Genomic DNA, 26,117 nt, shown 5'->3' with positions numbered 1-26,117 from the left:
AAAATAAATGTATAATAGCTGTTTCGCAATAACCCGTTTGGATTATATTGAGTATTAAAAAGGTGAAAACCTCAAATGGGTCTTCACCTTTTGCTTTACTAATTTGTTTAAAAATTAGTTGCAGTCTTCGAAATGGAGGGTCTTGCCAAAGAGGGAACCGGTAATCTTGTAACGAGCCGTCTTAGAAGAATTCGGGTCGTAAATGAAAGATTCCTCAGCAAGTTTATCTGATCCACCAACAACAATGGCTTTCAAACGTACTTTATAGCCCGGGGCAATGGTTCTGTTCGGGTCGTTCTTCAAATCGAATGTTCTTTCGGCGCCGGCACAGATATCGTCGTAACCATCTTTTTCAACTTCGTAAATCTTGCCGTCGTTGTCTGTGACTTCGACTCCGATGCGTACTACGAATGCTGCCGAATTGTGAAGTTTGAAGTAGCGGATGCTATCCATTTGATTTTTCTCCTGTTTTTTTGGTTGTTTGAGCATGTCTTAAGAACTGATTGATTCGTTGTTCTTAAGAACTGACCTAAAGGTAGAATCAAATGGTATTATTTCGCAATAACCTGATTTGGCGTTTGTATGTACTAATTTGTATGGTTACGGAGCGTTTATCCTTGGAATTATATGGGATTATTTTATGTATTATTTTAGTATTATTTTTTGAAGATCTCTTGTAGTGATTCCATAATAAAGGCTTTCTTTTGCGGGGTGACACCGGTTAAAAGCTGTTCTATGTCGTTTTGATTAAAAGACGGATGGTTTTCGTATAGTTTTTTGATTTGGGCTTCGCATTCTGATTTTTGCCCCATTTTATAGCAGCATGCAATCATGATAAGGCGGACTGCCATTGCGTTGGGTGTATAAAGTAAAACTTGTTTGGCTATATTCTTGCACTCGCTGTAACGACCTTGTAAAAAAAGAATCAATGACCTTGCATGGGTGACTGAAGCCTTGTTTGCAGTCTCTGGAATTAGACGCTCGCATTCGTCGATGAGCTTGAGCGCTCTTTCCTCTTCTCCAGTGAGCAGATAAATTTGTATGAGGTATATGCGAGCCGTAATGAAAAGAGGGGTTTCTTCAATGGTCTGCTGGAGGTAGGAAATTGCCTCTGCCTTGTTGCCGATGGTCGTGTTGTAGAAGGCCATGATGACTTTTGAATAGACCGAATACGGCGCATTGTACATCGCTTTGCGCGCAAGCTCTCCCAGTGCGAGGCTGTTCGTTTGCCTGTCGCCCCAGTTTTCAAGAAAGGCTATGTAATAAGCCATCGACAACATGTAGGTGGCCTGTTCATTGTATTCACTGCCTGTAGCAAGAGGTGTGAGCATTTTCTTGCTGATATCGAATGATTCTTTGCTACGGTTTTCTAGCTTGACATTGCAGTACATTGAAGCATACCACCAATAGGGGACGGAACTGGAGGAGGTATACTTCATTTTAGCGGTTGCAAGTACCAGGCTTCTGAACAAAAGCATTGAAGTCTTTTGTGCTAACAGCAGAATGTCGTCGCTGTTGACTTTGATTGATGTTGTCCAGAGCAGTTCTCGAGAGTTGCCTTGCCTGATGGAAATGAATAGAACTTCTTCGTTGTCGTGTGTTGCAGAAACGCTAATGACAAATCCCGGCACAAGATCTTTTTCTGGAAAATCAATGATACGGAATATGTGGTACTGATGGAACGACTCGACGACGGACAGGTAAAGTTCTTGCGCCTTTGGCGTCGCTGCAAAATCGTTTTCTTTGTTGAAAACGATGATTAAATCTTTTTTTAAATCGTCGAATTTTATGGCGGACTCGTTCTGCGTAGAAACAGCTTCGGTCCTGTTTGTAACTTCGAGAATTTTGTAAATATTTGCAAGATGCACTTTAACGGTGTTCGCTGAAATGCCTAAGGTCTTGCATATTTCTGTATTTGTGAGTCCCTTGCGTAAAAGAGACAATATTTCTTTCTGGCGAGAGGTCAGCTCTTGCCTTGTATTTTGCTCAAACATGGGCTTAATTTAATATAAAATTGGTCCTAATCACATAGTATTATTGTAAAATAATCTGTTAATTTTGTTACAAAAGTCGTCTTTTTGCCGTTTTTTGCGCTAAAAACGGGCTTTTGGGATGGCTTGACGTCTTTGTGGAGCTTTGTTTGTTCACGAAAGGTCTTTTTGCTTTTGTGCGTATTATATGGATTACCTATAACGCTGCTTGTATAATGCAGATCTTTGCGTACGCATAACAATTTTTCGATTTTTACTCGTAAAATTATTGTAAAATGTTGACATTTTTTATGAGTTTAAGCGCCTGGAAATCTGTTGACTTGCGCTTATACAAACTTTTGTTTATGAAAACAAATGAACTACAGAAAAATAAATTTTACAATTTACAAAAAGCTTGACAGAATGTTATATTGCGACTTAAGGTGAATGAATTTAAATGAAAAAATGCATATAAATGTATATATATAAAATATAAATGTTGGTACTTGTATAGAATATGATAGGAGCTTCTTTACAGTATTTGGCTATGAGGTTAAATCTTCATTTGCGTCAGGAAATGTCTGTCCGTGAAGATCTTGTTGTTGTTTCGAAAATGCTTGAAAATGATGGTAAAGAATATGAAGACGCAGTAAATAAGTTGAACATCTTTCTTGTGAATATGGAGCGGGATAGTATGATGCAGAATCATTCTGTTCCAGAAGTGTCTGGCGATCGAGCTGTTGTTCCGCCAAAAATGGTCTTTTTAAACCTGTATTTTGTTATTGCAGCAAATTTTAAAGGCCGAAATTATTTGGATTCGTTGCGTTATTTGTCGAAAACGGTTGGTTTTTTCATGGATCATTCTTTTTTCGACCGCTCGAATTCGCCAGACTTGCCTGAGGGCTTGGAAAAAATTGCAATTGACATGGAAAACTTGAATATGCAAGAGTTGAACAATTTGTGGGGAATGGTTGGTGCAAAATATGTTCCTTCTGTTGTTTATCGCCTAAAAACAGTTGCTCTTGGTGGAAACTATTCGTATTACCAGCCGTATGTCATTCGGTTGCCAGAAAATTCAGAGTTGGGGTTGATATAATGGATCAAAAAGATAAACGTGAAGGATACGAAAGAATCGTCGATGTATCTTTATGCCATGAGTACTACAACGGGAGTTGTTGTGGTTTTAATGTAACCCCGTCCTCTGAAACTGCGGAAATAATGAGAAGGGAAGGGCTTCTCTGCCGTATTTACGATGGGAAAGTCCGAATTTTTGCTTTTTGCAAACCTCATCAAAACGTTATTTCAAAAAAAATGACGCTTTCCTTTTTCGTCAGGGCTTCTATTTCGGAGGTCTGGAATGTGACGAGATTTGATAATGTTGCTCATGATGAACTCCCGGTTGCGAATGTGTCATGCTCAAATGGTGTGTGTGTCAAGGGGCGTAAAAAAAGCACTTTGCCTGAATTGCAACAGATATTTGGTGTGCTTTTTTTGCTTGAAGTTGTTTTGGAACCGGAATATATAAATCATGAAAAATATCTTACATGTACTGTAAAGATACCGACGAAAAAATTGAGGTGGTGCTATTGCGTTTCTGGCGCGTATGCGAATAAAAATTTGCTCATAAATGATTCGTTGAAGACTGATGACCCGGTGCGGTTTGAGTGTATTGAAAGATCATCGCGGTTTTCGCTTTACGTATCTCAACGCGAAATTCCGATTGTAAGTGGGGCGCCTCCACGGTTTCAGCTGCTTGACTCAGCGACGTCGAAGGTTTTGATGAAATGCCTTCCGAATGCAAATGCAAAGTCTATTGCCAAAACAAAAACAGGTCAGGACGGTGGCTCGATTTTTGTCGCAGAATGTTTTGTTAATCCATAAAAATAGGAGAATCATAAATGCCAACAGCATACAAAACCCCTGGCGTCTATCTCGTCGAGAAGGACGCTTTCCCGGGATCGGTCGTAGAAGTCGCTACGGCGGTCCCAGCCTTTATCGGCTATACCGAAAAGACGGAATACAACAAAAACAGCTTGATCAACAAGCCGGTGCGTATTACGTCCTTTGCCGAATATCTGAGCATCTTCGGCGGTGCGCCATCTGTAAGATATACTTATAAAAAAGACAATAGCAATGACGCCAAGGCTGTCCTTAGTGCGAAGCCGGCATTCCGCCTTTACGATTCCATGCGGATCTTCTTCCAGAACGGTGGCACAACCTGCTATATCTGCTCTGTGGGCGGCTATACGGTTGAAAAAGAAAAACCGGATCCGGGCGACAGTACAAAAAAAATAACAGTAATTGAGAATAATGAAATTGATCAGGAAGTGTTGTGCAAAGGCATTACTCCGTTCGAAAAGGAACAGGAACCGACTTTGATGATTATTCCTGATGCGGTTTCGCTCGCTGATGCTGGTCTATGCGCAAATGTGCATACGGCATTGCTCGCACATTGCAATAAAATGCAGAATCGCTTTACGATTCTGGATGTTTTTGAGGGCTTTACCGAAAGAAATCTTGAAAAAGATTGCGTCGCTGATTTCCGCGAAAAAGTTGGAACGATGTATCTCAACTACGGCGCATCTTATTACCCGTGGGTTAAAACGAATGTCGTTTCTTCCAATGAGGTCTCGTTTGCAATCATTGAACCTGAAAAAGATGATAATGGTCAGGTTACGGGAACTCCATACAAACAGTTAGCGGATGATTTGAAAATTTCTGTTTTGCCGGATTTGACCGATGATGATTACAAAGAGCTGGTTGCTGCGAAGCTAGAAAATTTTCCAGCAGATTTGTTCCCGATAAATATTGAAAAAGATTTTGATGCTGTTAAAAAGACTTTGGATAATGTAGTTGTTCCTGAAGCTAAACCGGATGATCCTGATGATGTAAAAAATAAGGAAAAAATAAAGGCGCAATTAAACAATCTTTGTAGTTATTTACAAAAAAACAAAGATCTCATCAAGATTTTCCAGCGCTTGAGCAGTTTCGACATGACGAATGATGATCCGACGGATTTGCATAATCAGCTCATGGCTGTTTGCCCGGCGTATGTCGAAATGGTGTCTCAGATGCTTGATGAACTCAACTTGATGGCTCCTTCTGCGGCAATGGCTGGTGTCTACGCCCGTGTCGATAACAGCAATGGCGTCTGGAAAGCTCCGGCAAATGTTAGCATTAATGGCGTTGTATCGACTGCAGTGAACATGACCAACGAAGAACAGGAGGACTTGAATGTCCCTCTGAACGGCAAGGCTGTAAATGCCATCCGCTACTTTATTGGCGACGGCATCAAGGTCTGGGGCGCTCGTACGCTGAATGGCAATAGCCTTGACTGGCGTTACATCAATGTGCGCCGCACGATTATCATGCTCGAAGAATCGATCAAGCAGGCTTGTAAGGCTTACGTGTTTGAAAACAACACGGCTACAACGTGGCTTACTATGAAAAATATGATCGACAACTTCCTCAACGGCATCTGGAGACGTGGCGGCCTTGCTGGCCAGACTCCGGAAGATGCATATGAAGTGCATGTGGGGCTTGGCGATACCATGACAGCCGATGATATTCTCGAAGGCTATTTGAGAATCACTGTCAAGGTCGCCTTGATCCGTCCGGCGGAATTTATTGAACTCACGTTCCAACAACTTCAACAGAAATCTTAATTGGAGGTAATATAATATGGCTGGTGAAAACCAAAGTCCTGATATTTGGCCTATGCCAAAATTCCACTTTCAGGTAATGTGGGGTAAAGATACGATGTCCTTCCAGGAGGTTTCTGGTCTTGACGCACAATCTGAAGAAATCAAGTATCGCGCTGGCGATAGCAAGGTTTACTCGGTGGTCAAGATGCCTGGACTGATCAAGTTCGGCAATGTGACAATGAAGAAGGGCATTTTCAAGGGCAATAACAAGCTCTGGGAATGGTTCAAGAAAATCAAGATGAATACCATCGAACGTACCGACGTTACGATAAGCCTTCTGGACGAATCCGATACGCCGACCGTGACCTGGAAGCTCAAGAATGCATGGCCCACCAAAGTAACGGGAACAGATCTCAAGGCCGAAGGCAACGAAGTTGCTATCGAAAGCATTGAAATTGTTCACGAAGGCTTTGAAGTTGAAAATAAGTAGAAGGTAATTGCGTATGCCCCCTGAAGGTGAATCCTCTCAATTGAATAAACTCGAAGAATGGGATATTCCTGCTGCGTTTCATTTTAGGGTGACTGTGGGCGATGCACAAGTCTCCTTCTGTGAAGTGAGCGGAATTGAATGTTCTTTGGAAATTGAACCGGTTCAGTCTGGGGGCGACAATTACAACTGCTTTTACGTCCCGAAATCGCGCAAGTTTACCGATTTGGTCTTAAAGCGCGGTTTTGTAAAAAAAGGCGATGCTTTCTTTAACTGGTGTAAAGACATTCTAGCAGAACCCCTGTCTAAAGAAAGCATCAAGCCTAAGGACGTCATTGTTTCTTTGCTGAGTGAATCGGAAGAACCTTTGGTGTCGTGGGCATTTAAGCATGCTTATCCTGTAAAGTGGACTCTCGGAAAATTTGATGCCATGAAAAACGAAATCGCTCTCGAAACGATAACGCTGAAATATTATTCGTTTAAATTGCTGGATTTGTAACATGTCTTTGGATATAAAGAATTTGACGATAAATGTCCATGTAGCGGGAATTTCTTCTGATGATATGCAGAGGACTCTTGAAAAAATGCGTGCTGAAATCCTGGAAGAATGTCGTGATTATGTGAATGAATTTGTAGAAAGTAAGAAGGAACGCTAAGATGGCTGCAGACGGAATGCTTACATTATCGGCTAATAACAAAAGTTTTTCGGTTATGGTTAATCCGCAGGATTATAGCATTAAGGATGCTATAAAGTATTCCGATTATAACGAACCGCGAAGCAAAAAGTTTGACCGGTACGAAGCCTCTGTTCTTACGATCCCTAAAATATTCTTAGATACAACCGGTTCGATTCCTGTTGAAAAATGGCCGTTCAATGGGTCCATTGATGAAATGATAAAAAAGCTGAAAAGCATTGTCTACGATTACAATGGAAAAAATCATGAGCCTTCTGTCGTCGATATCTTGTGGGGTGATTTAAAAGTTCAGGGCCGTCTTCTTTCAATGGAGACCAAGTTTGCTTTGTTCGATAAGGATGGCCATCCGATTCGAGCTGAAGTGAACTTGAGTTTTGCCTTGTTCAAGACCTTTAAAGATCTTGAGGCTGAATCAAACAAGAGTTCTCCTGATTTGACGCATGTCATTGAAGTCAGGGCCGGAGATACTTTGCCGAATCTTTGCAACAAGGTCTACAACGATCCTTCTTATTATATGCAGGTGGCCCGAGTAAATAATCTTTCTGATTTTTGCCGCCTGGTCCCTGGAACGCGTTTGGTGTTCCCTCCGTTGGTTGATTGAGGTTTTCATGAGTAATTCGCCAATTCTTAGTGCAGAAGGTCCTGTTGAATGCGTGGTTGAATCGGGTGGCAAGGCGTTGTCTTCGATCCTTCCGATTGTTTCCGTTGACGTCTACTATGGAATCAATTCCATTCCGAAAGCTGTTATTGTCATAGAAGACGGTGAAATGAGCAATGGCTCGTTTCCTTTAAGTGATGGCGAGGAGCTTGCTCCTGGTTCCGAAGTGACAATTAAGGCTGGATATGAAACGAAATCGACTCCGATTTTCAAGGGGATCGTTTTGCGCCATGGAATATCGATTGATAAAAGTGGCCGCTGTTGCGTGAAAATCGAATGCCGCCATAAGGCGATTGCCATGACGTGTGCACGTAAAAATGCGAATTTTTTGGATAAATCCGATGACGATATCGTAAAAAAACTGACAGGCAATTATGGGGTCTCGATAAAGTCTAGCATGGGCAGCGAAGTGCATAAAGAAATGTTGCAGTATTACTGTACGGACTGGGATTTTATGATGACTCGTGCAGAGGCGAATGGCTGCTGGCTCCTGGCTGATGACAGTGGATTGTCCATAGAAAAAATCAACTCTAAGGGGGATGCTGATGTTGACCTCATTTGGGGAACGGATATTCTTGAATTTAAGGCGGAGGCAAATGCCTTGTTCATGGTCAAGAATGTCACGGCCAAATCTTGGGATGTAACATCCCAGCAGGTCGTTTCTGGAAAGTCCACAAGCAAAACTCTGGGGGGCCAAAACAGCTTTACGGGAAACAAGCTTGCCGATGTCCTGAAGGTCTCTGCGAATACGCTTCAGACCAGCACCCAGATTTCCAAGAGTGCGCTAAATTCCTGGGCGGAATCGGAGCAGCTGAAAAATGAGCTTTCGCGTATTTGCGGTTCTGTGGTGTGCGTCGGGACGACAAAGGCGAATCTCGGAAAATTGGTGAATCTCAAGAATGTCGGAAACCGTTTTAAAGGCGGAGCGCTTGTTTCTGGAATCCACCATAATGTCCGCAATGGAATCTGGACCACGGAATTTTCGTTTGGCATGCCTAAAGAATGGTTCTACGAAAAGTTCGAGACCTCGGCGCCCATTGCGTCTGGGCTTAACTGCGGTGTACATGGGTTATTGACGGGTGTCGTATTGCAAATACATGACGATCCTGAAAAGCTGAACCGCGTCAAGGTGAATATCCCGCTAATGGAAAATGAAAAACAGGATGTGTGGGCCCGCCTTGGGGGCATTTATGCATCGAACAAGGTTGGGTGCTTGTTCTATCCGGAAGTGGGTGACGAGGTGGTTCTTGGCTTTTTTGGCGGTGACCCTTCGAGTCCTGTAATTCTCGGGAGCCTTTACAGTTCCAAGCTTGCTCCTCCGCATGCTTTGGAACAAAAGAACAATGTCAAGCAGATTCTCACGCGTGAAAAGCTGAATCTCGAATTCAACGAAGAAAAAAAGTCGATTACGATTGCAACGCCCGGTAATCGCAAATTTATACTTGATGATGATGGAAAAAAGATTCTAGTCGAGGATTCTTCGGGCAATAAGATCGAAATGTCTGATAGCGGTATTAAGGTATCGTCGAATAAAGATATATCTTTCGATACGAAGGGGAAGTTTAAAGTCTCGGCTGTCGGAGGGATCGAGCTTTCTTCTAAAGGCGACCTTAAAGGGGAAGGGTTGAACGTGGAGTTCAATGGAAAAATTGGCTTTACGGGAAAGGGTAGTGCCAAGGCCGAAGTTTCGGCTTCTGGCCAGACCGTTATTAAAGGTGCTATGGTGATGATCAATTAGGAGCTTTTATGGCGTGCGCTGCTAGACTTACAGATATGCATACATGTCCCATGCAGACCCCTGCATTCCCATCGCCTGTGCCGCATGTGGGAGGGCCTGTCGTAGGGCCTGGTGCGCCAACGGTTTTGATTGGCGGGATGCCTGCTGCTGTAATGGGCGATTCCTGCGTTTGCGTTGGCCCTCCTGATTCGATCATAAAAGGCTCTGCGACGGTCCTGATTTGCGGAAAGCCTGCTGCAAGAATGGGCGACAGTACGGCGCATGGCGGCGTTATTGTAGTGGGCTGCCCCACGGTGATGATTGGGGGCTGAAATGCGGGATATATCTTTTTTAGGTCGCGGCTGGTCGTTCCCGGTAATGTTTCTGGATACAGGAACGAAAATGTCGGAGTTCGAAGAGGATATTCATGAAAGCCTTCGTATTCTCCTGATGACGTATCCTGGGGAACGTACGATGCGCCCGGATTTTGGCTGCCGCTTGAGGGACTATTGCTTTGAATCGTATTCGCTACGGTTGATTACGCTTATACAGTCCGAAGTTCGTCGCGCAATCCTGATGAATGAACCCCGTGTTGATGTTGAAAATGTGAATGTGATGGAGAGTGAAAAGAAAGAGGTCCTGAAAGTCGAAGTTGTCTATGTTGTTCGTTCGACGAATAGCCGAATGAATTTGGTGTTCCCGTTCTATCTGAATGAAGCGACGGATGCAAGCATTTAAAAGTTGAAGAATTTGAATATGACTGCAGCTTATAGAATAAAAGATGGCTTAAGTAATCGTACTCGCGAGTTCTATGAACTTAAGAAGAATTATTTTGTTGTAGATAGCCGTAAAACGCAAAATATTTTAGAAGAACTGCTTAAGAAATCAAAGGATAAAGGACTTCCTGATTTTTTTGAAAAGGCCGATGCTAAGGATATCGCCTTGATGATAGACGGTGTCATTGACGCTGATGGCAAGACGGATCCTGCGGTTGCCTTGTATGCTGCGAGTGCAAATCTCTTTGGAAATGTTCGTGATAAAATTAACGAGTTTCCCGATAAACGCATTGATTTTTATTACAGGAAGGTTCTCGGACAAGATAGACGAGAAGCTGATGGGGATCATGCTTTTGTCACGTTTGATATCGAAAACGAGAATGTTTCGTGTGTGCTTCCGAAAGGGACGCGCTTTAGTGCGGGTGTGAACAGCAAAGGCGAAGATATTGAATTTGAGTCTATTAGCGATGCAAACCTCAATGATGTAAAGGTTGCAAAAATTCTCACGCTTTCGAATGTTGCGGATTATCCGATTGTGCAGACGGAGCTTCCTGTTTATAAGGTAAGTCAGGCGGTTGAACAGAAAATGGTGCCTTATCCACTGTTTGGACTGACCCGATCGAATGATGTTCTCGAAGGAACCAAGTTCTCAAGGCTTGGTATATGTATTTCAGATCGAATTTTCTACATGTCCAGTGGTGAAAGGAATGTGAAAGTCGATTTTACGTATGTGCCAAATTCTATAAAGAATACGGTCTTTGATGGAATATCTGGTGCGCCAAAAGAGTTTTTGGCAGTGCTTTCAAGCGCGTTTCGAGTTTCCCTCACGACGAGCGAGGGCTGGCTTGATGTCAAGAACTACAGGATTGTCATTGGCAACGGGATGAACGGGTACGCCAACAATCAGATGTCTCTTGAATTCACGCTCAACGATTCCGAGCCTCCGATCGTCAACTACAATCCAGAAATTCACGGTGGCGAGTTTCGGTTCAAGCACCCGATGCTTAGACTTTTGATGAATCCGCATAGGTCGCAAGGTCTTTGGTATGCTTATAGGCAAATGAAATTGCAATCGGTCAACATCGCTGTGAATGTGTCCAAATGCCGCGATATTGTCGCCTCTAATGAGTTTGGCCCTGTTTCGATGGATTTGCCGGTGCAGCCTTTTGGCCCTGTTCCTGCTCTTGGTCATTCGTTCATTTTGGGCTGCAAGGAAACTTGCGGAAAGGATCTCGATTCATTTACGGTTCATGGAAAATGGTGCGGCCTTCCGAAGTGCAAGGATTTTTCAGAATGGTATAGTCAATATGAAAATCCTCCGCATACATCTGATTTTATGGTGGCCTTGAGCGGACTTTACAACGGTTCATGGGTTCCTTCTGAAAAAAAAGAGGTTCTCTGCAATCTTTTTAAGACTGTTAAAAATGAAGGCTATGAACGTAAGGACGAAGAAATTCTGCCCGATTTCGATATCTCGTTCAAGAGCGTTGTTTGCTTGAATACAAGTGTAAATATTCCAGATGAAGAATATTTCATGTATACGCCATCAATGAAGGATGGCTTTTTCAAGATGAAGCTTGTGGCTCCTGACAAGGCTTTTTTGCATGGAGAAGTATCAGAAGTTATATGCAATTCCTATTTGAGCAAGGTTAAAGAGGATAAGGATAATAAGAAAAAGATAAAACTGCCAAATCAGCCTTATACACCAAGTATTGAAGATCTTTATGTCGATTATACGGCGCAAACAAAGATCTTGCCTGAGTTGAATGACGGACATAAGGATAGCGGAATCTTTTTTGTGCATCCGTTTGGTTTCAGCGAAAAGGAAAAGTTCATTCTTGAAAGTGGAATCCTTTACTTAGGGATTCTCTTTAAGGGCAAACCGAAAAAAGCGAATTTCTATTTCTTGCTGAATCGTGATTCGGCTATGCGCAGCAGCGGAAATGAAAAATGCAAATGGTCGTATCTCGGTCCTTTAGGATGGACTCCTGTTCCAGATGAAAATCGTCTGGCCGATTCTACGACGAATTTCACGTCTTCTGGAATCGTGACGCTGAATTTGCCAAACGATATGGTGAATGATTCCTGCTTGATGCCGAAAGGCTATTACTGGATTCGGATTGAACCTTGCGAAGAAAACTGGAGGGAATGCTCAAGATTGTTGACCGTGTTCACGCAGTCGCTCGAGGTCAAGCGTGTTTCGGGCTTTGAAGATGACTCTGAATTAGAACACTGCAAGCCGCAAACGATTAAGGAACTTACGACGAGCGTTGAAGGTTTTTCGAATGTTTACCAGTTTGAAGAATCCTTTGGCGGAAAGCGCTGTGAAACGGATTCCGAAATGCGAACCCGCGTGGCTGAATCCTTGTACAACAAGAATCGGTGCGTCTGTGCAGAAGATTATGAACGCATGGTTCTGCAAAATTTCCCAGAATTGCTCAAGGTAAAATGTTTCCCGCATACGCAGGTAAGCGAAGAGAATGGATCTATAGATACTTGTTGCCCGAGAAGCTTGTTGCTGATCCCGATATCGCCGTTGTATAATGATGGAAGTTTTCAGTGGGACCCTTGTGTCCGTGGAAACCTTTTGTACAAAATAAGGGAATTTGTGCAAAAAAACTGCCCTGGGATTTCAAAGGTCCAAGTCCGCAATCCGTTTTTCGACAAATTGCAAGTCCGTTGCAATATCGTGCTTCGTTCGCTTGAGAATGAAGGCGAGGCCATTTTGGACTTGAACGAAAAGATAAGCCGTTTTCTTTCGCCGTGGTATCTTTACGTAAATGAAGTTGACAAGTCTAAAGTTGGCGGGATTGTCAAGCATTTCGGCTGGTCGATTCAGAAAGAGAAACTCATAGCGTTTATCGAAAGCCTGGATTATGTAAAACAAGTGGACCGTGGAAAATTTACCTTGATGAAAATTAAATCGGTTGATGACCGTAAATTTGATGTAAATGTTGACGAAGAAATGGATGATAGTGTTGTTTCCGGATCGTTTCCGTGTAGCGTCCCTGTTCCGATGCGAAAGCATTTTATTGAGGTAAAAAAGAAAATAGAGAATCCTGTCAATAATGGCTATGGGGCGCTTGAAATAGGTCAAACCTTTATCATAAGGAAAAAATAAATGCCTGAAGAAAAAAATACACTCGATAAAGAAAGTCGCGAACAACTGAAAAAGCGCTTTAGTGCAGGGAACATGCCGGCTGAAGAAGATTTTCACTGCCTGATTGATTCTGTAGTGAATTCTATTGACGAGGGCATTGTCGTTTCCGAAGCTAACGGCATGGAACTTCGGTCGCGTAGGGATAACGGTTGCCTAATCAGCTTATTCCAGGATCAGAAGACGTTGGATTATGACTGGTCTGTCAATATTGTAAACAATAAGGAAAGTAAAGAATCTTCCTTGAATGTAAATATGCGGCTAAATCGGGATACCGTGAAGAACGCCGTGACGCTTGTGAGCAAACGCTCGGACAACCCGTCAATGGATTTGCCCAATGTAAGTGTCGGTATTGGCTGTAATTCTCCTAAAGGTGAGCTAGATGTTAACGGCATGATTGCATCTAGAGGCCGCGTCGGTTATGAAGATGAAAAGTATAAAGTCATTGCAGATGGAGAGTGGTATGATGTGACCGATGTCTTGACGGGATGCCAGTGCTTTGAAGTCGTTGCAGGTGTCGGCGGGCTGGATGGCGATGGACGTTTTGCGCTGACTCATGCCATTGCGGTGAATGTGTTCAATTCGCACCCGTCAGTGAACATTACACGCTCATACAGCGGAGGTGGCGGCTCAAAGATCGATGTCCGCTGGCATAAGTGCAAAAATAAATTCGAGTTCACGCTCCAGTTGCGTGTCCGCAGTAATTTCAAGGAAGGAAAAAAGGTTCAAGTACGTTATCACTTGACTAAGCTCTGGTACGATACGCAAATGAATGGATCGATTACAAAATGAGTGAAACTAATCTTATAACTATATCTCGTCAAGAGGAAAGACCTTTTGATTATGCGGCTCTACGGCAGAAAGCTATAGAGATTGTGCAAAAATTGAGTGGAAAAATCTGGACGGACTATAACGCCCATGATCCAGGCATTACCATTCTGGAACAGATTGTATTTGCTCTGACGGAGGTTGGTTACAAGTCAAGTTTTGATATCGAAGATTATCTTGTTTCACCCGATGGAAAAATAAATTATGAAAATCAGGCCTTGTACTGTGCGTCTCGTATTAAAAGTTTATGCACTGTAACCCAGGATGATTATTCTTTGTTTTTTCAGAAAAAAATTGTTTATAAAAAAGAAGATGGCTCGTATAAAAATCCAGAAAAGGTGATTTTTAACATTGATGATTATAATAGTTGGTATAAAGTAATAATTTGTGTTGCAGAACCTAAAAACGATCTTATAAAAAACGCTGTTGTTGAAAGCTTTTGGAGCTTGTGGAAAAAATGGCGCTGCATGGGGGATCTTGTTTGCGAACTAGAAATCAATTGGGAAGGAAGTTTCTCGCCAAAGGTTGATGATAAAAATGCAGTGAATTGGGAACATCTCCCAGAGGGCGATTATCATAAATGGAACAATCTGTCTCCGATAATAGAACTGTTCCCGGCTATTTATAGGGAAGGCAACAATCCGCAATTGCTCATGGACTATCTTTATCCGATTGAAGATGGAATGAGAAAATTTTTAAGAATACTGGAAAATTTCCCAAATATTTATTCAATTGATGAAAATGTTTCTATAGATCTGGATTCTTTGGATTGTAAACAATGTAATTCACGCCCGTTTAATCAAATGCTTGCTATGTATGGTGTTCGTTTCCCTAAATTGGGGCTTGTTTCTGAATACCGTTCGATTTGTTGTAAAAAACAGTATTTGCGTGAACTTCCGGAATTGCTGTGCCACCGTGTAGGGTCTTCTTGGCGGCGTCATGTGGAACTTATGCTCGGTATTTTACACGATAACGAAGATCCTTTAAAAATTTATTATACCGATTGCTTGTTCGGAATCGAAGGTGCCGGCCGAGTTCGTGTTGTATTCTTTGCTGATCTGGAAAAATTGGAAAAGAATGTTAGGGATGAAATAGAAAAATTTGTCAGCAGTGAAATCCCGGCGCATCTGCTCCCGATTTTTTTCTGGAAAACGCTGGACGAAGAAGAGGGCTTTGCAAAGCTGTATTCTGAATGGACGAAAGGGAAGCCTGAAAATTATAAAGTATCGCCAGAAATGGAACTGTGGTTTAAGCGTGGCTTGACAGCTTCGAATGGAGACTGGTTATGAGTACATCGCAGAACGTCATTCATGATATGAACTTGAATATCGAATTTGAAAATCCGGCGCATCCGATTGTATCGGAAAGCGAACTTTACGGATTTGCCAACGGGCCGTTCATTGAGTGTATTGACGAAATTCTGGATGGTATTCACATTGAAGGCGATGTGGAACTGGATTCCTTGTCAGTTGATTTGAAACTCGATGGTGAAGGGGACATCTTTTTACGGATTCTGGGCGGATTACGGGATTCTCTTCGATCAAAGCTTGATACTGCTGTGTTTAAGGCCAAAAGTGATCCTGTCACGAGCATGCTTGCGAACGTGTATCGCCAATATTTACCGATGGAAAAATCGAGCAATATCGAGAGGGCGCTAGACAGTTTCTTGGAGAAATGGAAAGCGGAACATGATTGCGAAATGTTTAATTCGCTTGGCTTCTCTGAAATGGTCTTGAGGAAAATTCAGGCGGAATTTCCGCATCTGGACTGGCAGCAAATTGCATGTGTGGTTTACCAGAAAATCTTGCAGATGAAAAACTCTAGTAAACCGCAGAAGAGCGATCATCCAGCGCCTCTGAAGAACGCGGAGGCGGTTGCCGATTCTGGCCTGGTTCTGATTTCTCCGTATTTGCCGCCTCTTTTCGAACGGACTTGTTGCACCGAAAAAGGCGCTTTTATCTCGGAGGCTTCTCAGAAAAAATCGCTTGCAGTTCTCAAGTACGCCGCTTTTGGCAATTACAAGGAGCCTCCTGGAAACGCGGCTGTTATGAATTTACTTTGTGGCTTGCCTGTGACGCCTGTGTATTATGCCGATGAACTCCCGGGCCTTTCGGATAGCGAGAAGGAACTTGTCGATTCCCTGCTCAAGGCGGTAATTGCAAATTGGAAAGCGGTAGGGAATATGTCGCCCGATGGATTGCGCGGCTCGTATTTTGTACGACCGGGAATAATCGAAACTACGGGAGCGGCTGATGTGCTCTCGGTCGAGAAAAAGACGTACGATATTTTGATTGATAAGTTGCCGTGGAGCTATTCCATGATAAAGCACCCGTGGATGAAGAAGATGCTGAATGTGAAATGGAGATGATTTGCCAATGAGCCTTGATTTGACAAATGAAATCGAATGGTGCAAGTCTGTGATTGACCTGCGTTTCTCGCAGTATTTTTCGGCCGACGATTCCGAAGAAAAAAAGCTCCAGGTCGAAATGCTCCCGCCGCCGGAACTTGATGCAGGAACCCCGTATGGGCAAGTTGTCGCCGATTTTGAACTGGGCTTTTACGAGCGCCTGATCATTGCGCTTGCGCTTTTGCCGCACCTTTGCCCGCAGGCGCTTGATTCGTTCTTGTTGAATAACCGCACTCTGGGTCGCCCGTACACGGAATTTGGCGGGTGGCGCAGCAAGAGCCATTCCGGGTTCTTGCCCACGTGCGAGACTGCGCTCTTCTTGCTTGCGGGTAACGATATTGAAAAGCGTATACAGATGATGGCGCTGTTTGACACCTCGTCAACACTTTTTGTAGAACGCATTTTACAGCTTGAATACGGTGAACCCGGTGAACCTGCAAATTCGGCCGCGCTCCGTGTATCCTCGGAGTACTTGCAGTACTTTACGACCGGCGTTAAAAACAAGCCTGACTTCAGCATGCATTTTCCGGCAAAGCTCATCACGACGAATTTGCAGTGGGAAGATCTCGTGCTTGCCGAGGAGACTCTTGACGATATCAATCAGCTTATGGCATGGATTCAAAAAAGCGAAGCCGTGCTTGACGATTTTGGACTCCGCAAGAACCTCAAACGCGGCTACCGTGCGCTGTTTTACGGCCCGCCGGGTACGGGAAAAACGCTTACGGCAACGCTCATCGGCGCAAAAGTCGGTATGGATGTTTACCGTGTGGACTTGTCGCAGGTGATTTCGAAGTACATCGGCGAAACCGAGAAAAATCTCTCGAACATCTTTGACCAGGCGGAACACCGCAACTGGATCCTCTTTTTCGACGAGGCGGACTCGCTCTTTGGCTCGCGTACGCAGACGAACAGCTCGAACGACCGTGCCGCCAATCAGGAAATCTCGTACCTGTTGCAGCGTGTCGAAGATTTTCCGGGCATTGTCATTTTGGCAAGCAACTTGAAGTCTAACATTGACGAAGCGTTCTCGCGCCGTTTCCAGAACGCCATTTACTTCCCGCTCCCGGAACCCGAAGAGCGCATGAGACTTTGGTCTAACATTTTCTCGAAAAAAGCTATACTTGAAAGTAACGTCGATTTGAATAAATTTGCACAAAAGTATGAACTTGCGGGGGGCGCGCTCACAAATGTGGCTCGTTATGCCGCTATAAGCGCTGTGCAAGATTGCCGCAAAAAAATTTCTAACGATGACATTATCAAGGCGTTGACAAAGGAATTACACAAAGAGGGAAAAATCCTATGAAAATCAAATACATAATCACGTGTCTAGCCGTTTTCGCATTTTCGGTGCTTTCATCTGCGAAAAGCACGGTTATGAACTATTATAGAGTCTCGCCTGAAAAGGTTGATTCTCTAGCCAAGCTGGATTCGTTGGCGAAACCGGCAGATGTCGCCTTGCAGGTGCTCAAGAACATGCAAGGGGTTGATTTCCCTGATACGTCGTTAGTCCACCATTACGCCTTGAAGGCTTTGGCTGTGTATTTTAACAATATGTGTGGAGAATCTTTTGACGGAGATGGTGTCCAGGATAAGAATTGTTCCGATAAACAGTGGGCGCGAATGCTTGATTATCTTGACACCCTTTACCGTAATTCAGTTTTGCCATCGTTAAGTGCGGTGCTGGAACATGTCGATGGTTTTAACGACGCCCCTTTGCTGACAAACGGAAAAAAATCCTGTGGCTGTAGCTCGAAGGATAAATTCGATAGCGAAATTTTTGGAATTTATCCGTACTGGTATGTCGGCGATTCCACCAAATGGATAGATTTTGAAGGCGTTACAAGACTGGAATTTTATGGGCTATACGCCGATGATAAAGGAACACTTCACTTGCCTTCTGGAACGCTTGCCTCGGAATACCTGAGCGATGAAAAAAATTATGAGTTTGTCAATGAAGTCCACCGCCACTTTGTGAAATTTGACTGGATTGTCCAAAAAGACGACTGGAACTACATTGACTCAAAGGAATCGTTTAAAAAATTTTTTGAGAATCTGGTCAATGAAATCGAGATGGTCGTGAACAAGAAAATAAATTCGGGATTCCAGCGGTTTGTGAATACGCTCAGTTTCTATGCGGACGATTTCGAATACCGTGGCGATGGCGTGACTCTGCGTTTCAAGAACTATCCGAAAGATTCCATTGCTACAAATGAGTTCAAGGTGTTTTTTAGGAAGTTGAACAAGGTCCTTTCTGCGGAAAATGCGCATGCCTTTGTAAATGTCATGATGGATCGTTTGGATCTTGTGGATTCCATGGGTCTCGGGAATAACAATGGAATTTACAGCTATAAGTATTTTGCAGACATAGGCGTGTTCCCTGAAGATTATCAAAAGTTCAGCAAGAATGAGTTAAAGAACTATCTGTTCGTGGTTCTCGAAGAACCCACGTCGCATAGTAAGCGCTTTGTTTTAAACGACCTGGATCAGCAAGTGGACGGCAAGAACCGTCGCGATGTGATTCATTCTGTTGTGCCGATGGTTTGGTTTGATAATAAACAGTGGTACCAGTTGCAAAACGATGAACCGTTCTACAATGATACCTACTTTGGCTTTGCTGTTGGCCCTTATGCCACGGATGTCAAGTCCAAGGATGCGTGCTTTGCGCCTGGAAATCTCGGCACGTGTATAGTCCAGTTTTTTGGAATCGGGAAAAATCGGTATGAACGACAGGGGAGTATTGCCGCTTTCGCCTGTAAGCACCGCTGGATTTTCCGCCTTCTGAACCTTTTGTCCTTCCTTATTGCGGTCGGAGTCCTCGTGAGCTATTTTGTTTCAGATGACGTGGAGGATTTCTTCAGAACCCGCCTGGTTTTGCTGCTCGGTATAGTCGTGCTACCGTCTGTTATCACGATGGCTGTCGTTATGCTGTTCGACCCCTTCGTCACCTTTATAAACGGATTGCTGGGCTTGTTGCCCAATATCGTATTGTTCTTGGTTGCCGTAGCCATTATTCTGTTGCAGGCCCGTGAAAAAAGGGACGTTCCAACCCGTCGAGTAGAATAAAAGGTGTGCCATTCACGGCAATCCAGCAAAACCATTAACATTCAAAAAAAGGAAACATCTCATGACCTCTACGTACTCACAAAAATCCGAAGCCATCCAGCGCATGGCCTCCAACAACGCCGCAAGCCTCATGGACTCCTCGATGCAGAGCGCAAGCTTGCAACGCAAAGCCGACATGATGAACAGCGCCCTCCAGCGCGCCACCTTTGAAGATGACGAGGAACCCGTCCAAGGCAAGTTCATCCAGCGCGAAGCCGTCCCCGAAGAGGAAGAATTCGCGTAAATGTCATTCCCGCCTCCGAGCGGGAACCTCCCTCTTGTCATCCTGTAGCGCCTCGTCATCCTGCCTCAGCTTCGTCATCTTGCCGCAGCCTCGTCATCCTGAGGGCGAACGCCCGAAGGATCCAGTGAAGTCTTGACATAGCATGTCTTCCCGGACTCCGTTCCGGGAACGGCATACATGGATTGTTCCCGCCCATAGTCGAAGGATCTCTACAAAAAGGAGAAAACATGAATACCACATACGCACAACGCCAATCCCCCGCGCAAAAGAAGGATGCCACCTCCGCATCCTCAGTTCTTGACGCGTCTTCTCAAAGCGAATCCCTCCAGCGCAAAGCAGATATGGCGAACGGCACTGCCCAGCGTGTGGAAACGCCTCGACCGAACAATACGGGTATGCCTGATAATTTGAAAACTGGAATCGAAAGCCTTTCCGGTTTTTCGATGGATGATGTGCGTGTCCATTACAATAGTTCTAAACCAGCAACGGTTCAGGCTCTTGCGTATACGCAGGGAACCGACATTCATGTTGCCCCAGGACAAGAAAAACACCTTCCGCACGAAGCATGGCATGTTGCTCAGCAAATGGCTGGCCGCGTTTCTCCTACAACAAACATCAACGGAATGCCGGTCAATGATAATGCTGCACTAGAGCATGAGGCTGATGTGATGGGGGAGAAGGCGGTGCAGTGTGAAAATGAATTTGATTCTGCAGTTGAAAAAAAGAATGGTTGCATGGCGTTGCAACGAATGAGTTTTGCTGCTAGTCCGCTTGCGGTTAATACATTGCAGTGGGAAAGTAAGGGAACGCCGTGGCATGAAAAGCCTGGTCAACGAGGGGAAAAACTTTCAGAAAAAGTTGATCAGTATAAAAAAGAAATGTTGACATATATAGCGAAAAAAATAGAAGAATTTGCAGCGCATGAATGTGGTCCGCATATTTCAGTTGTGATAACTGGTGGTGCTTGGTATATATCTGTGAATAGTGATGTGCCTGAGGCGGGTGATGCGACGTCGTGGTTAAATGAGCCTGCAGGGAGAGTGTTTGAAATCCTATCAGCTGGATGGCAAAAAATAGAACATAAAACAAAAGAAAATTTTGAAGAACGTGTGAAAGAGAAAAGTAGAGCGGGTGTAGCAGATAAGGTGAAAAATGCAGATGAGGCAGAATCTGTTGATGATGTGGGGAAAGAGGCTGCTTATATTGCGTTAAGATGGGCTGTTTCTAGAGGACAGAAAATTAAAGTTGTAAACAATCCTAGTCCGAAAGATGCCGCTAAGAGCGCTTCGCCCGTTTCTCCGTCTCGCGAAGTTGTAAACAATCCTAGTCCGAAAGATGACGCTAAGCGTATCCATGCAGAAATGCGAATATTAAGTACTTTAAATCAAGAATGTAAGAAAGATGGGAAAATTGAAAGTGGATTAAAACCCGTTTGGAAAAAAGATGAGGAACGAGAAAATGAAATGAAATTATTATTGGAACAAAAAGGTGAAAAAAATGTTGATGAAGCTTTAGCTCCATTGTCGAAAATAAAAAAAGACCTCTTAAGAGTTATTCGTGTTGGTGGAACTAAAATACCATGTTTTGATTGTTTTTATGAAATGGGAGGAAAAATAGTAATAGACAAAACTAAAAGTTATAAAGTTGTTTCTTTGGGTGGTTATAAGGCGTCTTATTCAGAAAGAGATAGTCAAAATATAGAAATAACAGATGCAGAAATAACAGATGCAAAAATAACAGATGCAAAAATAAAAGAAAAATGTAAAAGTGTTTTAAATGGAGACTGGAGTCGTCCTAATACAAAGTCTAAATATGAACGTAAAATTGATTCAGAAAATGGTTCAAATATTTATTTATGTGATGTGTTTCATGATGGACAAAGTTGTACTTTAACTCTGTCCCAAAATAAAAATGAAAAATTAGATACTTATACTTCTTATAGTGGAACTTTTAAAAAAAGAGACGAAAAACCCCAAATGGTGGTTTCTGGAACGCAGAAAAAAGGTGTTAAAGTAAATAAGAAATCAAAAATGGTTCTAGAAAAAGGGGAATGGACTTTAGATTCTGGATCTGGGACTAAATATAAATATAAATGTACTTATGAAAGCGCTGACTATTTTTGTGTTGTGGATCTTGAGATGTCAAAATGTCACGGAACGCTGTATAAAAAAGAAATTGGTGATTTTAGTAAGAAAAATGAGATTTCATCCACGCCCTGCATACATGATGATGCTGGAGATGCTGTAAACATTGATGAGATTTCATCCACACCCTGCATACATGATGATGTTAGAAAAGTTGTAAAAATTGGTGATCGAAATGTGACTACAATGACCTCGGATCATTCTCAAGCTAATAACACATGGTGCTTTCCTGGTAACGATACAGCTCGTAAAGCTGATTTTTATGAAAAGAATGGTAAGGAAACTAATGGTAAGGAAACTTTACAAGATCAAAATTTTGATGGGCTTAAAAAAGCATGTTGTGCGATTGGAGTAGATCTGTAGCCGATCTAGTATAGTTGGCCAAGTTCAATAATCAATGATCCTACAGATGCTTTTATCGAGTTCCATTTTGGTTTGAAAAAGGTGTAAAATGATTTCCTCATATACGCAAAAGTTCTCTACCATTCAAAAGGTTGCTTGCTCCAAAGCTTCCTCACTCCTTGATTCGTCTTCTCAAAGCGAATCCCTCCAGCGTAAGGCCGACATGGTGAATGCCGCGACCCAGCGTGCTGAGGTTCCGCGACCGAATAATACGGGGATGCCTGATAATTTAAAGGCGGGAATCGAGAGCCTTTCTGGATTCTCGATGGACAATGTGCGTGTGCATTACAACAGCTCTAAACCAGCTACTGTTCAGGCTCTTGCTTACACCCAGGGTACCGACATTCATGTAGCCCCAGGGCAGGAAAAGTACCTCCCGCACGAAGCTTGGCACGTTGCCCAGCAAATGGCTGGACGTGTGTCACCCACAACAAACATCAACGGCATGGCTGTAAATGACAACGCAGCGCTAGAGCACGAAGCCGATGTGATGGGGGAGAAGGCTGTGCAGTGTAAGGTCGCGGATAAACCATCTTCTTTTAAACATGTGAATATATTTAAAAGGTCTGTTCAGTGTTGTGGTGGGGGTGGGGCTGCTGGAGAATCGCAAGAAACGAATTCTTCTAATCATTCTTCATCGTCAGAAGATTTATATTATGATGTCTGTGGTCTTTTTGGATCGGAGCCTGAGAATTATGTTGACCAAAAGACGAATAATGCGGAACAGAAGGAAATTGAGCGCCAAGGAACTGATAAGACTGAGTTAACGGAAAAACAAGAGTGTGATGCTATAACTAGTGCAAGTAAAGCTCAATCATATGAAGAAAAATTAACTGCTTTTAAAGAAAAACATCGCGATTCAATTGATGCTTTGATGAAAATAAGAATAACTGTGCAAGATCTTTATTTGAATATAATTTTTCTTGAATTGAATAATCCTAATATAACAGAAAACGATCAGCAAATTAAAGACTTTACAGAAAAAAGGAATATTTCCCTTGCTGAGTTTAAAGAAAAATTTAAGAAGATTGAGACTGATTATAATGAATTGTATAGACTGTGTCCATATGGGCGACCAGATGAGTTTTTACAAGAACTAAAAAAATTGCAAAAATTTTATAGTGACACAGATTCTGTTAATTGTATAATTTATTCAGAAGACCGTATGGATATGAAAAAGGCTGCAAAATATTTTAAAAGCCTTGGAAGATTGTCCAATCCAGCTAAGGGTGTTGGTGAAGATCGTATTCGCGATAATGAAGGCCGTTCGGTTCAAATAGGTCGTGATCATGTAATTCCTTATGAAAGTTTAAGAGATTATGTCTGTTTGATGTATGAAGAATGGGATTCGGGTAAAGAATGGTATCCTGCAGCTGTAAAATGGTTTGAAAAAGCTTTGAAAACATATTTTAAAAATAATCCTGGAGTAGAATCTTTGGACGAATTAGTAAGGTTGAAATGTTTGGCGAAAGATAAAAGCTATAATTTATTTTTGGAGGATTGTGTACAAAAAGCATTGCTTTGGATGCCGGGAAATATTTTTTTATCATGGAAAGTTTATGAATCTGTAAGTGGGAATGAATTATCCAGCGAAAATGTTGATAGACTTAGTGATGACCATAAGGGAACGGCTATTGATAGTTATTCTTTTAAAAATTTTGGTGATCGGCGTGTTGCTGTAGTTTCTGGTCAATCTATACTAGACAAGATTCAAGCGAAAGAATTGGAAAAAAATGTGTTTAAAAATTTAGCGGAGATTGCTGACGGGCAATTGTTTGAAACAAAACCAGAGGAATGGGAGACTACTAATCAAGTTGTTGATGGTAAATATCGATCATATTATAACCCAAAAAGGTTGAATGGTAAAATCCGGCTGTTGATAGTTACTCTTTTAACAACTGTGGTGGTTGGCGTGTTGCTGCAGTTTCTGAAGAAGATATGCTATAAATGATTCAAACGAAAGAATTGAAAAAAAATGTGTTAAAAAATGGCGGAGATCGCTGACGGGCAATTTTTTTTTAACAAAACCAGAGGATTGGGAAACTACTAATCAAGTTGTTGATGGTAAATATCGATCTTATTATAACCCCCAAAGGTTGAATGGTAATATGGAAAATGCTTCGGCTTAAATAGGTGTGTTGTCAATGGAAAAACGCAAAGAGATATTTTATTCCAAAGAATGGGTGAATGTAACAAATTATTATAACGAATCTGTAAAATATATGAAATTCTTCGAATCAGAAATTCTTGAAATTCAAAGCTTAGCTTGAACGAAAATGAAGTATAATATGGAACGATTTATGTTCGATAGATTTCCTTTGGGCGCTTCCCCCCCCTCCCCATATTTCTACATTGCACCGAGTACTGTTGAACTTTAGGACCCCTACATGATTACTGGCGAAATCAAGAACCGCATCGACTCTATTTGGGATAGCTTTTGGACGGGTGGTATCACCAATTCCATCACGATTCTGGAACAGATGACTTACCTGTTCTTTATGAAGATGTTGGACGATAGCCAGAGCGCGAAAGAGGCGAATGCGAACATCATGGGGGTTCCGCTCAAGGACCCGGTTTTCAAGGCGGGCAAGTGGAAGAATCCCGATACCGAAAGGGATGTTCCGTACGAATCTCTGCGTTGGCATGTGTTCAAGAACAAGGATGCCGAGACGATGTTCGTCACGGTTTCGCGCGACGTGTTCACGTTCATCAAGACTCTGAACGACGGCAAGGAGAGCGCCTACAGCCGTTTTATGGAAAGTTCTACGTTCCTGATTCCGAATGCTCGCACGCTTTCGAAGATTGTGGATGGTATCGACGGGCTCGACATGAACAACCGCGATACGATGGGCGATGTTTACGAATACATCTTGAGCAAGATGGCGGCGAGCGGCACCAATGGGCAGTTCCGTACGCCGCGCCACATCATCCGCATGATGGTTGAGATGATGGAGCCGAAGCTAGACGATACGATTTGCGACCCGGCGATGGGTTCGGCTGGCTTCATCGTTGAGGCGGCGAAGTTCGTGCAGGAACACAACAAGAAGGCGTTGCTCAAGAAAGAGAATTTGGAGCATTACCGCAATAAGATGTTCCACGGGTTCGATACCGACCAGACAATGTTGCGTATCGGCGCAATGAACCTAATGTTGCACGGTGCGGACAATCCGGACATTGCTTACCGCGACAGCCTCAGCACCGACAACACCGACGAAAATGAATATTCGCTTTGCTTGGCGAATCCGCCGTTTGCGGGGAGCTTGGATTACGAGGCTGTCAACAAGACGGTGCTTGCGATTACCAAGACCAAGAAAACCGAACTTTTGTTCCTCGCTTTGTTTGTGCGTATGTTGCAGGTGGGCGGTCGCTGCGCGTCCATTGTTCCCGACGGTGTGCTCTTCGGCAATAGTACGGGGCACAAGTCCATTCGCAAGGAACTGATTGAACACCAGCGTTTGCAGGCGGTCATCAGCATGCCGAGCGGCGTGTTCCAGCCCTATAGCGGCGTTTCGACCGCAATCATGATTTTTACAAAAACAAATGCGGGCGGTACGGACAAGGTGTGGTTCTACGACATGAAGGCCGACGGCTACACGCTGGACCAGAAGCGCACCGAATGCAAGGAGAACGACATTCCCGACATTGTCGCGCGCTGGAAGAACCTCGCTGCCGAAGAAAACCGCACCCGCAAGGAGCAGTCGTTCTTTGTGCCGGTAGAAGAAATCGTCGCGAACGATTATGACCTCAGCATCAACAAGTACAAGGAAGTCGAAAAAGTCAAAGTCGAGTACGAAAAACCCAAGACAGTGTTCAAGCGCATCGCGAAACTTCAAGACGAAATCAACGCGGCTATGGAAGAGTTCAAGGAAAAGTATCTGTAATTGGA

At 43.2% G+C, this 26,117-nt stretch carries 20 protein-coding genes and 2 pseudogenes; 20 read left to right on the top strand and 2 right to left on the bottom strand.

What is annotated here, in order from left to right:
- Positions 1 to 114: 114 nt before the first annotated feature.
- Together B7990_RS05260 and B7990_RS05255 are read right to left on the bottom strand one after the other, a co-directional pair.
- On the bottom strand, positions 115 to 453 hold the full coding sequence (locus B7990_RS05260) for a hypothetical protein (RefSeq protein WP_088639988.1): 339 nt from the start codon (positions 451 to 453) through the stop codon (positions 115 to 117).
- Positions 454 to 656: 203 nt separating this feature from the next.
- The gene (locus B7990_RS05255; RefSeq protein WP_088639987.1) at positions 657 to 1,994 is read right to left on the bottom strand and encodes a LuxR C-terminal-related transcriptional regulator; all 1,338 of its coding nucleotides are present in this window, start codon (positions 1,992 to 1,994) and stop codon (positions 657 to 659) included.
- A gap of 493 nt (positions 1,995 to 2,487) precedes the next feature.
- Here B7990_RS05255 and B7990_RS05250 point away from each other — a divergent pair, with 493 nt between their 5' ends.
- From B7990_RS05250 to B7990_RS05160, 20 genes and pseudogenes are all read left to right on the top strand, one after another.
- Positions 2,488 to 3,066 (top strand): DUF4255 domain-containing protein, encoded by a 579-nt coding sequence (locus B7990_RS05250; protein ID WP_088639986.1) that lies wholly within the window; start codon positions 2,488 to 2,490, stop codon positions 3,064 to 3,066.
- Positions 3,066 to 3,851: a hypothetical protein gene (locus B7990_RS05245; protein WP_088639985.1), complete on the top strand. Its 786-nt coding sequence runs from the start codon at positions 3,066 to 3,068 to the stop codon at positions 3,849 to 3,851. Before B7990_RS05250 ends, B7990_RS05245 begins: the two co-directional genes overlap by 1 nt.
- 17 nt (positions 3,852 to 3,868) lie before the next feature.
- Positions 3,869 to 5,635 carry a phage tail sheath C-terminal domain-containing protein gene (locus tag B7990_RS05240; RefSeq protein WP_088639984.1) on the top strand — a complete coding sequence of 589 codons (1,767 nt, stop codon included), beginning with the start codon at positions 3,869 to 3,871 and terminating at the stop codon, positions 5,633 to 5,635.
- Between the two features lie 16 nt (positions 5,636 to 5,651).
- The gene (locus B7990_RS05235) at positions 5,652 to 6,104 is read left to right on the top strand and encodes a phage tail protein (RefSeq protein ID WP_088639983.1); all 453 of its coding nucleotides are present in this window, start codon (positions 5,652 to 5,654) and stop codon (positions 6,102 to 6,104) included.
- Between the two features lie 13 nt (positions 6,105 to 6,117).
- Positions 6,118 to 6,600 carry a phage tail protein gene (locus B7990_RS05230; protein ID WP_088639982.1) on the top strand — a complete coding sequence of 161 codons (483 nt, stop codon included), beginning with the start codon at positions 6,118 to 6,120 and terminating at the stop codon, positions 6,598 to 6,600.
- 1 nt (position 6,601) lies between these two features.
- The gene (locus B7990_RS14925) at positions 6,602 to 6,757 is read left to right on the top strand and encodes a hypothetical protein (protein ID WP_176407208.1); all 156 of its coding nucleotides are present in this window, start codon (positions 6,602 to 6,604) and stop codon (positions 6,755 to 6,757) included.
- A 1-nt stretch (position 6,758) separates the two neighbouring features.
- The gene (locus B7990_RS05225; protein WP_088639981.1) at positions 6,759 to 7,397 is read left to right on the top strand and encodes a peptidoglycan-binding protein; all 639 of its coding nucleotides are present in this window, start codon (positions 6,759 to 6,761) and stop codon (positions 7,395 to 7,397) included.
- A 7-nt stretch (positions 7,398 to 7,404) separates the two neighbouring features.
- Positions 7,405 to 9,192, top strand: coding sequence for a type VI secretion system tip protein VgrG (vgrG, locus tag B7990_RS05220; protein ID WP_088639980.1), 1,788 nt, complete (start codon positions 7,405 to 7,407; stop codon positions 9,190 to 9,192).
- An 8-nt stretch (positions 9,193 to 9,200) separates the two neighbouring features.
- Complete coding sequence (locus B7990_RS05215) at positions 9,201 to 9,503, top strand: PAAR domain-containing protein (protein ID WP_088639979.1); 303 nt, start codon at positions 9,201 to 9,203, stop codon at positions 9,501 to 9,503.
- Between the two features lies 1 nt (position 9,504).
- Positions 9,505 to 9,909, top strand: coding sequence for a GPW/gp25 family protein (locus B7990_RS05210; protein ID WP_088639978.1), 405 nt, complete (start codon positions 9,505 to 9,507; stop codon positions 9,907 to 9,909).
- Between the two features lie 18 nt (positions 9,910 to 9,927).
- Positions 9,928 to 13,068, top strand: a complete 3,141-nt coding sequence (locus tag B7990_RS05205; protein WP_088639977.1) for a baseplate J/gp47 family protein — start codon at positions 9,928 to 9,930, stop codon at positions 13,066 to 13,068.
- Entirely contained in the window at positions 13,069 to 13,896 is an 828-nt protein-coding gene (locus tag B7990_RS05200) for a hypothetical protein (RefSeq protein WP_088639976.1), read from the top strand.
- A complete protein-coding gene (locus B7990_RS05195) occupies positions 13,893 to 15,221 on the top strand; it encodes a hypothetical protein (protein ID WP_088639975.1) in 1,329 nt (442 codons plus the stop codon). The genes B7990_RS05200 and B7990_RS05195 overlap by 4 nt, the downstream gene beginning before the upstream one ends.
- Positions 15,218 to 16,300, top strand: coding sequence for a contractile injection system tape measure protein (locus tag B7990_RS05190; protein WP_088639974.1), 1,083 nt, complete (start codon positions 15,218 to 15,220; stop codon positions 16,298 to 16,300). The genes B7990_RS05195 and B7990_RS05190 overlap by 4 nt, the downstream gene beginning before the upstream one ends.
- 7 nt (positions 16,301 to 16,307) lie before the next feature.
- Entirely contained in the window at positions 16,308 to 17,642 is a 1,335-nt protein-coding gene (locus tag B7990_RS05185) for an ATP-binding protein (protein ID WP_088639973.1), read from the top strand.
- A gap of 71 nt (positions 17,643 to 17,713) precedes the next feature.
- A complete protein-coding gene (locus B7990_RS05180; RefSeq protein WP_141099218.1) occupies positions 17,714 to 19,402 on the top strand; it encodes a hypothetical protein in 1,689 nt (562 codons plus the stop codon).
- Between the two features lie 61 nt (positions 19,403 to 19,463).
- Positions 19,464 to 19,685 (top strand): hypothetical protein, encoded by a 222-nt coding sequence (locus B7990_RS05175; RefSeq protein ID WP_088639971.1) that lies wholly within the window; start codon positions 19,464 to 19,466, stop codon positions 19,683 to 19,685.
- 377 nt (positions 19,686 to 20,062) lie between these two features.
- Positions 20,063 to 20,368, top strand: a pseudogene (locus tag B7990_RS15210) (DUF4157 domain-containing protein); the annotation flags it as partial.
- A gap of 2,062 nt (positions 20,369 to 22,430) precedes the next feature.
- Positions 22,431 to 22,736, top strand: a pseudogene (locus tag B7990_RS15205) (DUF4157 domain-containing protein); the annotation flags it as partial.
- Positions 22,737 to 24,618: 1,882 nt separating this feature from the next.
- Positions 24,619 to 26,112, top strand: coding sequence for a class I SAM-dependent DNA methyltransferase (locus tag B7990_RS05160; RefSeq protein WP_088639970.1), 1,494 nt, complete (start codon positions 24,619 to 24,621; stop codon positions 26,110 to 26,112).
- Positions 26,113 to 26,117: the final 5 nt, after the last annotated feature.

The sequence above is a fragment of the Fibrobacter sp. UWB4 genome (genome assembly GCF_002210345.1).
In the GTDB taxonomy this organism is placed as follows: Bacteria; Fibrobacterota; Fibrobacteria; order Fibrobacterales; family Fibrobacteraceae; genus Fibrobacter.
This window is presented reverse-complemented; position numbering and strand designations above follow the sequence as displayed.

Coding starts and splice junctions, on each gene's coding strand:
- B7990_RS05255 (WP_088639987.1), bottom strand. CDS start 1,994: ATGTTTGAGCAAAATACAAGGCAAGAGCTGACCTCTCGCCAGAAAGAA.
- B7990_RS05225 (WP_088639981.1), top strand. CDS start 6,759: ATGGCTGCAGACGGAATGCTTACATTATCGGCTAATAACAAAAGTTTT.
- B7990_RS05215 (WP_088639979.1), top strand. CDS start 9,201: ATGGCGTGCGCTGCTAGACTTACAGATATGCATACATGTCCCATGCAG.
- B7990_RS05160 (WP_088639970.1), top strand. CDS start 24,619: ATGATTACTGGCGAAATCAAGAACCGCATCGACTCTATTTGGGATAGC.
- B7990_RS05230 (WP_088639982.1), top strand. CDS start 6,118: ATGCCCCCTGAAGGTGAATCCTCTCAATTGAATAAACTCGAAGAATGG.
- B7990_RS05245 (WP_088639985.1), top strand. CDS start 3,066: ATGGATCAAAAAGATAAACGTGAAGGATACGAAAGAATCGTCGATGTA.
- B7990_RS05185 (WP_088639973.1), top strand. CDS start 16,308: ATGAGCCTTGATTTGACAAATGAAATCGAATGGTGCAAGTCTGTGATT.
- B7990_RS05200 (WP_088639976.1), top strand. CDS start 13,069: ATGCCTGAAGAAAAAAATACACTCGATAAAGAAAGTCGCGAACAACTG.
- B7990_RS05175 (WP_088639971.1), top strand. CDS start 19,464: ATGACCTCTACGTACTCACAAAAATCCGAAGCCATCCAGCGCATGGCC.
- B7990_RS05210 (WP_088639978.1), top strand. CDS start 9,505: ATGCGGGATATATCTTTTTTAGGTCGCGGCTGGTCGTTCCCGGTAATG.
- vgrG (WP_088639980.1), top strand. CDS start 7,405: ATGAGTAATTCGCCAATTCTTAGTGCAGAAGGTCCTGTTGAATGCGTG.
- B7990_RS05260 (WP_088639988.1), bottom strand. CDS start 453: ATGGATAGCATCCGCTACTTCAAACTTCACAATTCGGCAGCATTCGTA.
- B7990_RS05205 (WP_088639977.1), top strand. CDS start 9,928: ATGACTGCAGCTTATAGAATAAAAGATGGCTTAAGTAATCGTACTCGC.
- B7990_RS05180 (WP_141099218.1), top strand. CDS start 17,714: ATGAACTATTATAGAGTCTCGCCTGAAAAGGTTGATTCTCTAGCCAAG.
- B7990_RS05190 (WP_088639974.1), top strand. CDS start 15,218: ATGAGTACATCGCAGAACGTCATTCATGATATGAACTTGAATATCGAA.
- B7990_RS05195 (WP_088639975.1), top strand. CDS start 13,893: ATGAGTGAAACTAATCTTATAACTATATCTCGTCAAGAGGAAAGACCT.
- B7990_RS05235 (WP_088639983.1), top strand. CDS start 5,652: ATGGCTGGTGAAAACCAAAGTCCTGATATTTGGCCTATGCCAAAATTC.
- B7990_RS14925 (WP_176407208.1), top strand. CDS start 6,602: ATGTCTTTGGATATAAAGAATTTGACGATAAATGTCCATGTAGCGGGA.
- B7990_RS05240 (WP_088639984.1), top strand. CDS start 3,869: ATGCCAACAGCATACAAAACCCCTGGCGTCTATCTCGTCGAGAAGGAC.
- B7990_RS05250 (WP_088639986.1), top strand. CDS start 2,488: ATGATAGGAGCTTCTTTACAGTATTTGGCTATGAGGTTAAATCTTCAT.